Annotated in this window: 9 protein-coding genes; 7 read left to right on the top strand and 2 right to left on the bottom strand. The window is 42.7% G+C overall.

What is annotated here, in order from left to right; all coding sequences use genetic code 11:
• Positions 1–62 precede the first annotated feature (62 nt).
• On the top strand, positions 63–917 hold the full coding sequence (locus tag ACIPK1_RS01340; RefSeq protein ID WP_301389214.1) for a GRP family sugar transporter: 855 nt from the start codon (positions 63–65) through the stop codon (positions 915–917).
• Between the two features lie 172 nt (positions 918–1,089).
• On the opposite strand, the gene ACIPK1_RS01335 is transcribed toward ACIPK1_RS01340, so the two are convergent.
• Positions 1,090–2,058 carry an AraC family transcriptional regulator gene (locus ACIPK1_RS01335; protein ID WP_008380931.1) on the bottom strand — a complete coding sequence of 323 codons (969 nt, stop codon included), beginning with the start codon at positions 2,056–2,058 and terminating at the stop codon, positions 1,090–1,092.
• 152 nt (positions 2,059–2,210) lie between these two features.
• Between ACIPK1_RS01335 and ACIPK1_RS01330 the strand changes: the two genes are divergently transcribed.
• Both ACIPK1_RS01330 and ACIPK1_RS01325 read left to right on the top strand, forming a co-directional pair.
• The gene (locus ACIPK1_RS01330) at positions 2,211–4,868 is read left to right on the top strand and encodes a glycosyl hydrolase (RefSeq protein ID WP_223347110.1); all 2,658 of its coding nucleotides are present in this window, start codon (positions 2,211–2,213) and stop codon (positions 4,866–4,868) included.
• Positions 4,865–6,679: a beta-glucoside-specific PTS transporter subunit IIABC gene (locus tag ACIPK1_RS01325; RefSeq protein ID WP_301389215.1), complete on the top strand. Its 1,815-nt coding sequence runs from the start codon at positions 4,865–4,867 to the stop codon at positions 6,677–6,679. The genes ACIPK1_RS01330 and ACIPK1_RS01325 overlap by 4 nt, the downstream gene beginning before the upstream one ends.
• A gap of 57 nt (positions 6,680–6,736) precedes the next feature.
• Here the strand turns inward: ACIPK1_RS01325 and ACIPK1_RS01320 are convergent, their stop codons facing one another.
• Positions 6,737–7,618, bottom strand: a complete 882-nt coding sequence (locus ACIPK1_RS01320; RefSeq protein WP_301389216.1) for an AraC family transcriptional regulator — start codon at positions 7,616–7,618, stop codon at positions 6,737–6,739.
• Between the two features lie 151 nt (positions 7,619–7,769).
• Here ACIPK1_RS01320 and rhaB point away from each other — a divergent pair, with 151 nt between their 5' ends.
• The 4 genes from rhaB (at position 7,770) to fucO (ending at position 12,550) form a co-directional block, all read left to right on the top strand.
• Entirely contained in the window at positions 7,770–9,254 is a 1,485-nt protein-coding gene (gene rhaB, locus ACIPK1_RS01315; protein ID WP_061053120.1) for a rhamnulokinase, read from the top strand.
• Positions 9,229–10,482, top strand: coding sequence for an L-rhamnose isomerase (gene rhaA, locus ACIPK1_RS01310; protein WP_061053119.1), 1,254 nt, complete (start codon positions 9,229–9,231; stop codon positions 10,480–10,482). The genes rhaB and rhaA overlap by 26 nt, the downstream gene beginning before the upstream one ends.
• A 7-nt stretch (positions 10,483–10,489) precedes the next feature.
• On the top strand, positions 10,490–11,314 hold the full coding sequence (rhaD, locus tag ACIPK1_RS01305; RefSeq protein WP_005234418.1) for a rhamnulose-1-phosphate aldolase: 825 nt from the start codon (positions 10,490–10,492) through the stop codon (positions 11,312–11,314).
• An 84-nt stretch (positions 11,315–11,398) separates the two neighbouring features.
• Positions 11,399–12,550: a lactaldehyde reductase gene (fucO, locus tag ACIPK1_RS01300; protein WP_061053118.1), complete on the top strand. Its 1,152-nt coding sequence runs from the start codon at positions 11,399–11,401 to the stop codon at positions 12,548–12,550.
• Positions 12,551–12,824: the final 274 nt, after the last annotated feature.

Genomic DNA, 12,824 nt, shown 5'->3' with positions numbered 1-12,824 from the left:
TAACGTTTTCCTCTACAAGATTTTGTGTTCTCGCTTTTTTACAATATTTAGAAGGAGTTTTTATGTCCGTACAACTTTTATTGCTTGCCTCACTGCCTGCACTAGGATGGGGCTTAATGCCAATCGTCGCTAAATTGATGGGAGGAAAATCAGAGGAACAACTGCTAGGAACAACAATCGCAGCCTTGATTTTCGGTAGTGTATTTGGTTTCTTGAATCAAGTGAGTTATGCCATGGTGCCATTTTTCATCAGTTTATTATCTGGGTTTTTTTGGGCTTGCGGACAATACTTCCAATTTCTCGCTTTGGAGAAAGCGGAGGTTTCTAAAGTAATGCCCGTCTCCGTCGGGACCCAATTATTATTTGTTACATTAGCATCTGGCTTCTTTCTCAAAGAATGGACAGATTTAACGACTGTAATTTTCTCAATCATGGCATTAGGAGTCATTCTAACTGGTGTTTTCCTTGTAACTAAGACAACTCATCAGCAAACAGGCTTAACACAGCAAGTACTTCTTTATCTATGTTGTTCTTCAGCTTTTTTGATGCTATATGTGACAGTCACTGGTCTGTTTCAGATAAGTGGCGCACAGATTTTCTTGCCTCAGGCAGTAGGGATGTTTCTCGGGGGAAGCGTAATTTCCTTGAAAAGTAAGCAACAGTTGCGTTTCCGCAAAATAATCCACAATTTAGGTACTGGTAGCACATGGGTTATCGCGAATACTTCGTTATTCGCTGTATCGTCTTCTTTAGGTGTAGGCGTAACCTATTCATTTTCTCAAATGAGCTTACTTGTTGCTACTTATGGAAGTATTGTCCTCTTAAAGGAACAAAAAGTTGGCAGAGAAAAGCAATTTGTAGCTCTTGGTAGCTTGCTCTATATTGTTGGTGTATTAGGGATGAGTTGGTTGAAATAACTTTGCACCTGAGCAATTTTAGTTAGTGATCATTAAAGTAGCAGATAACAGTTTAACCAATAAAGAACTTATCTTAAAAATCAAAGAGTGGGTAACCACTCTTTTTTTTGTTTAGAACATGAATATTTAACTTATGCCACATTTTTTTATTTAAGCAAGTAGCGACATAGAATCATTTTTTCTTTTTTGGCGTATGCCCATAATACAATTTGTATTTTTTATAGAAAAAAGTGATATTGGTGAAACCTGCTTCAGCCGCACATTGGGTGATTGGTTTGGTGGAGGAAGCAATTAAGTTGTGGGCGAGATTCAATTTCTTTTCGATAATCAATTCGGTCAAATTTTTACTAGTTTCTCGTTTGATCAATGCACTTAAATAGGAAGGAGAATAGTTAAAAAGGGTGGCGAGTTTTGGCAAAGTAACCGTTTGGAAGTTCTCTTCGATATAGGTCAAGATCGCTAGAATGTGCTGTTTTTTTGCCGCTTCTTGCTTGTTGGTCTGATAGTCGAACTCACGTACGAGAAAAGTGAAAAGAATGGCTATTAGATTGCTGATGATTCGTTTACTACCAATGGCTTTTTCATAAGTTTCTTTCAGCATTTCTTGAATCACAGCATGGATCCGATCATCTTTATTGTTCTTAAAGACAATATATTGGTCATGCGCGTGCTTGTCTGACAATGCAGTCAGAACAAAATCAAGCACGACCCCTTCATTAAACTGTTCTCGACTAATCAATTGAGCGAAATAATCCCGCTTGATCAAAAGATTGATCAAAACATCGTCTTCACCAGTCATTTCAATCGAATGGGGAATTCCGGTATCAATCAGACAAATTTGTCCTTTTGTCAGCGTAACTTTCTGATCATCGATCAATTGGGTGCATGTTCCTGAGTAGATATAATTTAATTCGATAAAACTGTGGTTATGATAAGGAACTGGACTGAAGCGGCTTTGCTTTAACAGAGTAAAGTTTTCTTGTTCTTCCATCAGATTATCGAATAAGTAAACTTGTCGGCCATTGATCATCACTTTTTCCAGCTGTTGATAATAGTCAGAAAGGTGGTTTGGATGGTCTCTGTGATAGCATTCCCGCTCAGATAACTGAAAAAGCTTTTTTTCCATTTCTTCGGTTGTCATTATGATCTCCTCCTTTCGTAAATCTAAAAATGTGATAATTATCTGCAAAGAAGATGACATTGTTTCAATCTGCAGAATTGCTTATGATACATTTGAAAGCGTATTTATTATGATTTTAAATGAAGTTGAATGAGAAAGAAAGAGGAATTTGTATGAAAAAGATAACGAATTTATTGAACGAAAAATATGATAATCATATTTTTCCGTTTTTATGGATGCATGGAGAAGAGAAGGAGACGATTCAAACTTACATCAATAAAATTTACGAAGCCGGCATCCGATCTGTCTGCATCGAATCACGACCCCATGAAGAATTTTTGAAAGCGCAATGGTGGGACGAGTTGGCGATCATCATTGAAGAGTGTGAAAAAAGACAAATGACACTTTGGATTTTGGATGACAAGCACTTTCCAACAGGCTACGCCGCAGGAGAAATTGAGAAGAATCATCGACATTTGCAGAAAGAATTTTTGAATTTTCGACAATTTGATTTTGTAGGCCCAAAAAAGAATGCTGGAATTATGTTGGATTGGTGTTTCAATGCAGAGCGACCGAATATTTTGAATTCCGAAGGGGAAACGGTTAACGAGAGTGGCAAATCATTTTTTTCTGCTGAAATCATCAGCGCCGTTGCGGTCAAAAAAACTGGATTTAAGCAGATCAGCGAGGAGGAGTGGATCGACCTTACAGACTCAATGATTGATGAGACATTGTATTGGTCTATTCCTGAAGGAGAGTGGAGTATCTTTGTCTTTTACACGACACAAGAAGGAGGGGAAGCTTCGACACAAGGGTACTTGAATCCTTTGGTACCAGAAGCAACGGATGTTTTGCTGGAAACGGTTTATCAAAGTCATTATCAACACTTTGGAGAGAAATTTGGCACAACGATCCAAGGATTTTTCTCAGATGAACCGCGGTTTGGGAATATCAAGGGTCCTGATGCAGTCCTTGGAAAAGTAGATATGCCATTGCCGTGGCGGTATGATTTGTTGACTTTGTTAGCAAACCAGCTAGCCATATCTGAAACTGAGCTGCGAGGGCTGTTGCCGGCTCTCTATCGTGGTGAATCAAAACAGACGGTTAAGATTCGTTACAATTATATGTCGTTGGTTTCTGAGCTATATAGTCAACACTTTTCTCAGCGGATCGGACGCTGGTGTCGGGAACATAAGGTCGACTATATCGGACATGTGATTGAGGATAACAATGCCCATGCACGTTTAGGCTATGGGGCAGGTCACTTCTTTCAATCGATGAAAGGACAATCGATGGCAGGGATCGATGTCGTTTTGCATCAATTGATGCCGCAACAAAATGACGGATACTTTGAAGCCATGACATCTACTGGCTGGGATGGCGAATTTTTCCATTACGCATTAGGGAAAATGGGGGCATCTTTAGGAAACTTAGACCCTGTGAAACAAGGTCGAACGATGTGCGAAGTATTCGGTGCATATGGTTGGTCAGAAGGAACCAAACTGATGAAATGGCTAACCGATCACATGCTGGTGCGAGGGGTCAATCATTTTGTCCCTCATGCTTTTTCAATGAATGACTTTCCTGATGCCGATTGCCCGCCACACTTTTATGCGCAAGGCCATAATCCACAATTTGAGGGCTTCAAACAGCTGATGACGTATATGAATCGTTTGAGTTATCTATTTAGCGACGGGAAACATCAAGCGGATATTGCTGTGCTGTACCATGCTGAAGCGGAGTGGGCAGGCGCTTATATGCCGATTCAAAAAGTTGCTCGTGAACTGATGGAACATCAATACGAATTTGAAATCGTTTCGGTTGAGATGATGCTTGATGCGCAATTTACGGATCAAACGTTTGTCATCAATGAGTATGCCTTTCAAACACTAGTCATTCCATATACTGAGCGAATGTCTGGTCCATTGATCAAAAAGCTGACAGCTCTCGCAGAATCTGGAATTCAAATTATTTTTGTTGAGGAAATGGTGAAAGAAGCCCTTGAACAAACTCTGCTTACCCATGAACTGCGGCTTCTCGCTCGCCTTACGGAAGTAACACCGCTCACAGCACTCACTGATAACGTTGGCTTGAAGGTACGGGATCGTTTAGAAACATCAAAAGCTCTGCCGTATTTGCGCTACTATCATTATCAGCAGCAGACAGATGAAATATTCATGCTTTTCAATGAAAATGACAGTGAATCGCTGCAGTTTCAGGCTGTTTTTCCTGCTAAGAAGCCTTTAGTTCAATATGATCCAGTAGAAAATAAACTGAAACCTGTGTCATATAAAAATGGCAGCTATGAGATTCATTTAGCACCAGCAGAGAGTATGATTCTTTTTGAAGCTACCTCGGAACAACCATTGCGTATTGATAGAAGCAAACCAGTGAAAGAAGTTCATCTAAACGATCAGCCATGGCAAGTCACTTTCGAAGGAATCGGGAAAGAGCAAGCGGTAGTTGCCTGTCAAAAACAATATTCGTCATTGCCTTTACTGGGAGTCGGTGATGACTTCAGTCGGTTTAGCGGGAAAATCACTTATACCGTGGACTTCCCTAAAGCAGCAGGAGAGGTTTTATTAAGTATTGAAGATGCTTCAGAAGTTGTGACTGTTTCAGTGAACGGTCATTGTGTAGGCACAAGAATCAGTACACCGTATACATTTGAGTTGACGGACCTGCTTCAAGAAACGAATAATTCCATCCAGATTGAAGTGATCAATAATTTAGGTCGCAGTATGCGGGATTATCTTTCACAGTTTGTCCTGTTCGAGCCTTTGGGGATCACTGGCGAAATCAAACTTTTTATTGAGGAGGAGCAAAAATGAACAACCAGCAGTTGGCAACAGAGGTTTTAAAGGAAATTGGTGGAAAAGCCAATATCGAATCGGTGACCCATTGCGTCACACGTCTGCGTTTTGTATTACATGATACAGATACCCCAAGTAAGGAGACCATTGCTAGTCTTGACGGAGTGATTTCAGTCGTTGAACAGGGCGGACAGTACCAGATCGTTTTAGGAAATCGTGTAAACGATGTCTATGAAGCGGTCCTGCAACAAGTCGGCGAATTAATAGAAGACACTACCCATGAAAAAACAAAAAAATCTCTTTTTGATCAGTTTACCTCCACGATTTCAGGGGTTTTCACGCCAGCTTTAGGCGCTATGGCTGCGTCAGGAACGATCAAAGGGATCTTGACGATTTTATCAGTAGCAGGTATTTTGTCAGAAACTTCGGGAACCTATATCGTTTTGTATGCATTGTCTAATGCTTTCTTTTACTTCATGCCAATCTTATTAGGTGCTTCGGCGGCAAATTATTTTAAATTAAACAGCTATGTCGGAATGTTGATTGGGGCATCATTGATCTATCCTACTTTGCTGCCGTATGCGACAGAAGGTAGTTTGACCTTTTTGTCGATTCCCGTGAATATGATGGACTATACTTCTTCCGTTTTTCCGGCAATCATTGCTGTCTGGGTGGCAGCCAAAATCAATGGCTTCGTTCAGAATTGGCCGTTGAAAGATTTGCGATTCATGGTACAGCCTCTTATCGTGTTACTAGTTTCTGTCCCTCTTGCCTTGCTGGTCGTTGGTCCAATTATATCCAACTTATCAAGTCTACTGGCAACGCTTGTTAATAATGTTTATCACTTCAGTCCGGTTTTGGGCGGGCTGGTGATTGGGGGACCATGGATCTTGATGGTCATGTTCGGATTGCATTGGGCATTCATTCCAATTTTTCTTAACAACATGGCGATGCAAGGATTCGATCCTGTGATGGGTCTGCTCTTAGCGAACCAAATGGCAATGGCTGGAGCTGTCGTGGCGGTTGGTCTACGAACGAAAAACGATAAAACGAAAGCACTCGCATACTCAACAGGTCTGACAACCCTGATTGGTGTCAGTGAACCAGCATTGTACGGAGTATTACTTCCTTATAAACGTCCGTTGATCGCTGCTGTCATCGGTGGAAGTTTAGGTGGTGTTATTGCAGGATTTATGCAGACAGTGCAGTATTCTTTTGGTGGTTCAGGATTGTTGGGTATTCCTTTGATTATCAATCCAGCAGGAATCGATGGTGGATTTTATGGTGGGATTGCTTCGCAGGTAGTAGGGCTTGTTGCGGCATTTCTAATCACCTATTTTTGGGGAATTGTAGAACCTGAAAAAAGGAAAGCAGTCAATTCAAAAGAGCCAGTGAATACAAAAATCAATTTTCAAGAAGTCGTTCAAGGAGAAGTCGTTCCCTTAACAGAGGTTCCTGACAAAGTTTTTTCAGAAGGCTTGATGGGGCAAGGGAAAGCAATCAAACCACAATCAAACACCTTTTATGCCCCTTTTGATGGCGTGGTCACTGCTTTATTTCCAACAAAGCATGCGATCGGCTTGACCAGTGATCAAGGCGTTGAACTTTTGATCCATATCGGTGTTGACACAGTAGAGCTAGAGGGAAGGCACTTTACGACCCTTATTGAAGCAAATCAAGCAATCAAAAAGGGCCAGCCGCTGATAAAAGCCGATCTCGCAGCTATCCAAGCAGAGGGATATGCGACCATTACGCCAGTTGTGGTAACGAATGCGTCAGCATTTGAGAAGATCATGAATGAAAAAGAGTCACTTATTGTTGCCAACTAAAACCTTAGATTCAATGAAAAGAAACATGAAATCAGTGAATGATTTCATGTTTCTTTTTTACCGTCCATTCTCCGTTTGTCGATAATCACTAGGTGAAATGCCGACTTTTCTCTTGAATAAACGGCTGAAATAGGCGGTGTTTTCGATGCCGATCGCCAATGAGATCTCTTTGATGGAAAGACGAGAATAGCGCAAAAGGTCTTTCGAGTAAGAGATGCGTTTGCTGATCTGGTACTCGATGGGGGGCAAGCCCATGTATTTGGAAAACTCCTTGACGATTTGATACTTATTGATATGGTACCTTTCCTCCAAAGATTCCAAGGTGATCCCTTGACGGAAATCCTCTTCTAGCTGGTCACGAATCTGCAAAATATAAGGCGGGATCTCACTATCCGAAAAATCGAGATGATATTTTTGCAGGAGCAGTTCATTGAGTAGCTGATGGATCAAAACAGAGCTTTGGAAGGCAGTTTTCGCATTTGGTTCTGGCTGTAACATCAATAAATCTTGTAAGACCAAATGGATCGGATTTTGGCGGCTGCTGGCAGGATTTGTGTGAAAAACTGGACTGCCATTTTTGAGAAATTCATCATAAAACGCTGTGACGTTGGCGCCATATAGATGGATCCAGTCCATTTCCCAGGGCTCTTGACTAACGGTGCGGTAGTACTGATAGTCTAGGCAGTCGATAAAAAACACATCACCTGCTTTTAATTGATAGCTTTTTCCTTTGTAGCGCAATTCACCGCAACCGGACAATGTATATTTGATCAAATAAGAAGGCAGGTTCTCTCGTTCTGTAAAGTAAGGTTTGCTGGCTTTGAAATAGCCGATTTCTTGAATGTAATAGAAAAGTTCACGCTGCTTTTGGGTTGAAGTATTGATGTAACGCAGTGAATCGGTTGACCATGAGTGGTTGGCTTTTTCCCAGTAATCCATCGGATCCTCCTTTTTACCAAGATTGTGCAAGTCTTTATCAAAATTGTGTGATGAAACTCGTTGATTGTCAAGCTAAAATTGAGGCAACAAGAATGAATCAGTAAATTGTAATCGATTTATTTTTAACCAAGATAATGAAAGGTGGAGACCAGTGAACACATTTATCGCAATCGATATCGGCGCATCAAGCGGTCGTCTGATGTTGAGCCGTTGGGAAAATGAGCAGATCACTTTAGAAGAGATCCATCGCTTTAAAAACGGCTTTCGTCCCCTTGAAGGCTTTGACCGCTGGGCGATCGATTATTTGATCCAAGAGATTTTAGTAGGACTGCAAAAAGTGAAACAAGCCGGTATCAATGACTGCTTCGTCGGAATCGACACCTGGGCAGTGGACTACTGTTTGATCGATCAAGCAGGCGAACGTTTAGGCGACCCAGTCGCTTATCGAGATAGTCGCACCAATGATGCGATCGCGGCTTTTGGCCAGCGCTATTCTTTGCAAAAACTGTATGAGAAAACAGGCATTCAGCTGCAGCCCTTCAACACGATTTTTCAATTAGCTACAGAAGAAGCGCAACTGTTGCAAAAAGCCGACAAACTGCTGTTGATTCCAGATTATTTGGGCTACGTTTTTACCGGCAAGATGGTCACGGAAAAAACCAATGCCTCGACGATGCAGCTTCTAAATGCCAATACCCAAACATGGGATGTAGAATTATTAGCTGAGATTGGCGTAACAGAAGGACTGTTCCCACCATTGGTTGATGCTGGAACGGTTTTAGGCACACTGCAAACTCAGAAGTTTCCAGCCTATGATTTGCCACAAGCGACCTTTGTCACTGTCGCTAGTCATGATACGGCGTCGGCGATCATCGGTACACCCGGAGAAGGGTCAGAGTGGGGCTACATCAGCAGCGGGACATGGTCATTGCTGGGGATCGAAACCAAAGTACCCAACGTTTCCCTTGCCGCCTTCGATGAAAATTATACGAACGAATGGGGTGCCCACAACACGATTCGCTTTTTAAAAAATATCATGGGCATGTGGCTGATCCAAGAAGTGGCTCGGCAGCAAGATTATCAGTATTCCTATGCAGAATTGGCGGAATTGGCGCAAGCAACGCCTGCTTTTCAACAGTTTGTCGATGTCAATGATCCTCGTTTTTTGAATCCAGAAAATATGATTACTGAACTGCAAGCGTATTGTCGAGAAACCCAGCAGAAAGTTCCAGAAACCGCAGGGGAGCTGGCTCGCTGTGTGTATGATAACTTAGCGCTTTGTTATGCCAGCGAATTGCAAAAGCTGGAACAGCTGACAGGTACGACGAACAAGCTGCAAAAACTGCATATCGTGGGGGGCGGTTCCAACAATCGCTTTTTAAATCAACTGACGGCTGATGCTGCGCAGCTGACGATCGAAGCTGGCCCAAGTGAAGCAACGGCGATCGGCAATCTTTTAATGCAGATGATGAGTGCTAGCATCTTCACGTCGCTGGTTGAAGCACGCCGCGCGGTCAAACACTCATTTCCTTGCAGTGTTCATGAACCACAGCCTTTTGATCACAAGATTTTAAGCGACTATCAACGTTTTATAGAAGGAGAAGGAAAAAATGACAACGATTCAACAGCGTTATGAAGAAGCTAAGACAGCATATGCCAAATTGGGCGTCGACACGGATACGGTTTTGAAAAAATTAGCCAATGTGAAAATCTCGATGCATGTTTGGCAAGGGGACGATGTCCAAGGATTTTTGAGTGATGAAGCATTATCTGGTGGGATCTCTGTAACGGGGAATTATCCTGGTGCTGCCCATACCCCAGAGGAGTTGCGCCAAGATTTAGAAAAAGCCTACTCTTTGATTCCTGGAAAACACAAATTGAACCTTCACGCTATCTATTTAGACACCGAGGAAGCAGTGGATCTAAATGAATTGGAGCCGAAGCATTTTGAAAAATGGGTCGCTTGGGCGAAAGAACAAGGCTTAGGTTTAGACTTCAATCCAACCTTTTTCTCACATCCCATGTTCAAAGATGGCTTTACCCTTGCTTCACCAGATGAAGAAGTTCGTCAGTTTTGGATCGAACACGGCAAACGTTCGCGTCAAATCGCTGCCTATATGGGGAAAGAAACTGGGCAAGTCTGTGTCAATAATTTCTGGGTGCCAGATGGCTACAAAGACAACCCGATCGATCGTTTTACACCACGGGAACGCTTGATGACAGCATTAGATGAGATTTTTGCTGAAGAATTGCCAGCGGAATACACAGTGGATGCCGTGGAAAGCAAGCTGTTTGGTCTTGGTGCCGAAGCCTACACCGTCGGCTCTCATGAATTTTATATGGGCTATGGCTTGACGCGCGATAAATTGATTTGTTTGGATGCTGGACATTTCCATCCAACCGAAGTGATCTCCAATAAATTGTCTTCATTGGCACTATTCAGCAAAGGCATTTTGCTGCATGTCAGCCGTCCTGTACGCTGGGATAGTGATCATGTCGTGATCATGGACGATGAATTGCAAGAGATTGGCCGCGAATTGGTTCGCAATGACTTATTGCCAAAAACCAACATTGGGTTAGATTTCTTTGATGCAACGATCAATCGGGTCGCTGCGTGGGTGATCGGGACGCGCAATACTCAAAAAGCGTTGCTAAAAGCGATGCTAGAACCGATCGAAGAACTAAAAGCAATCGAATTGTCAGGTGATTTCACCACTCGTTTAGCCATGACGGAAGAATTAAAAGACTATCCGTATGCAGATGTTTGGAATTACTTCTGTGAAAGCCAAGGGGTACCAGCAGGTCTGGATTGGCTATCAGAAGTGAAAGCCTATGAAGAAACCGTCTTAAAAGCCAGAAAGTAGGAGAACGATGAAAAAAATTGATATTTTACAAGCGAATTTTGTACAAGAAATGATGGAAACGACAGCAAATCTTTACCGTTTAGGGTGGGATGAGCGCAACGGTGGCAATATTTCTTACTTATTAACAGAAGAAGAGATCTTGCCTTTCATCGATCCGCAAAGCGTCTTGCGGGAAATTCCCATGATTTTTGATGCTACGGCACTAGCCGGCAAGTACTTTATTGTGACAGGTTCAGGAAAATACTTTAAAAATGTAGCCGCACATCCAGCGGAAAACCTTGGTGTGATTCGGGTCAAAGAAGATGGGCAAACATTGGAATTGCTTTGGGGCTTGGAAAATGGTGCGGTGCCAACGAGTGAATTGCCAAGTCATTTCATGAGTCATATCGCTCGCTTGTCGGTCGATCCAGAAAACCGAATCATCATGCATAACCACGCATCGCATCTTTTGGCCATGAGTTTTACCCATGAGTTGGATGAACGCAGTTTCACGAGGACCCTGTGGCAGATGTGTACGGAGTGCTTGGTGGTCTTCCCAGAAGGTGTTTCCATCATTCCTTGGATGGTTCCAGGAACGAACGAGATCGGCGAAGCAACAGCTGCTAAAATGAAAGAAACCCGTTTGGTACTTTGGCCGCAACATGGCATCTACGGTGCTGGCAAAGATATGGATGAAGTCTTTGGCTTGATTGAAACGGCAGAGAAAGCTGCGGAAGTGTACACATATGTTAAAGCGCAAGGCCCAATCTTACAAACCATTACAGATGAAAATCTGAAAAAATTGGCTGACGCTTTCAAAGTCACTCCCCGAGCAGGCTATCTTGAGGTATAAGTAATGGTAGAAGAATAGAAAAGGCTCTCAGTCTTTTCTATTTAAACTATATTGTGAATAAACAAACAAATGGAGGTAGGAAGAATGGCAAATAGAATGATTTTGAATGAAACATCGTATTTTGGAAAAGGAGCGATCGAGAACGTACCGACCGAATTCAAAGCACGAGGGTTCAAAAAAGCGGCTGTGATCACCGACAAAGATTTGGTGGAATTTGAAGTAGCAACCAAAGTGACGAAATTATTGGATGAAGCAGGTGTCGACTATGCGTTATATGATGGGATCGTGCCCAACCCAACGATCCAAAATGTCAAAGACGGCTTAGCCTTTGTCAAAGAAGCCCAAGCCGATTGTATCATTGCGATTGGCGGTGGTTCACCGATCGATACGGCAAAAGCGATCGCAATCATTGCTACGAATCCTGAATTTTCAGATGTGATTAGTTTGGAAGGCGTGGCAGACACGAAACATCCATGCTTGCCGATTTTAGCGGTACCGACAACTTCTGGGACTGCAGCCGAAGTAACGATTAACTATGTGATTACAGATGAAGAAAATCATCGGAAATTTGTTTGTGTAGATCCTCACGATATTCCTCTAGTAGCCTTTGTGGACAGCGATATGATGATGGGGATGCCGAAGAGCCTGGCAGCTGCAACGGGGATGGATGCCATGACCCACGCCATCGAAGGCTTCATCACCAAAGGCGCTTGGGAAATGACTGACATGCTGCACATCAAAGCAATCGAGATCATCGGGCGCTCATTGAGAGATTCCGTGAATGGCGATCAAGCAGGACGAGAAGCGATGGCACTAGGGCAATACATTGCCGGTATGGGCTTTTCAAACGTCGGCTTGGGCTTAGTCCACGGCATGGCACATCCATTGTCCGCTTGGTACAACATTCCTCACGGAGTAGCGTGCGCGTCTTTGTTGCCAACCATCATGAAATACAACAAAGACTTTACGGGTGAAAAATACCGTGAGATCGCGATCGTTTTAGGCATTGAAGGGGCAGAAACGATGTCACTTGAAGACGTCCGAGATGCTGCTTGCCAAGCAATCGATCAGTTAAGCAAAGATGTGGGCATTCCAGCGACCATTTCTGAATTAGGCGTCAAAGAAGAAGATATCCCAGCCATCGCCAAAGATGCCTTGAACGATGTCTGCACACCAGGCAACCCGCGGGAAACGACTTTAGAAGAGATTATTGAGCTTTATCGTTCGTTGATGTAAAAGCTCAAATCGTTCCTTTCAATGAGCGTGCTTATTTCGCTTGCTGTATAGGCGCTCAAACCTGGATTGCTCCTTAACGAAGGTTGAATGGTTTCGATAAACGGCGTTTTCCTTCTCGTTTCATGGGAACTAGCAGCTTTTCTTATTCCAACAGTTGAATAATGAACATTGATGATAACACTGACTTTGTTACAGCCATTTTGAAAAATGGCTGTTTTTTTTGTCCTTAACGTTGTATTGTAATTCTTATTATTGATCATCTTTGTCCCATGAA

The sequence above is a fragment of the Enterococcus sp. NPDC086594 genome (genome assembly GCF_044746145.1).
In the GTDB taxonomy this organism is placed as follows: domain Bacteria; phylum Bacillota; class Bacilli; order Lactobacillales; family Enterococcaceae; genus Enterococcus_D; species Enterococcus_D entomosocium.
This window is presented reverse-complemented; position numbering and strand designations above follow the sequence as displayed.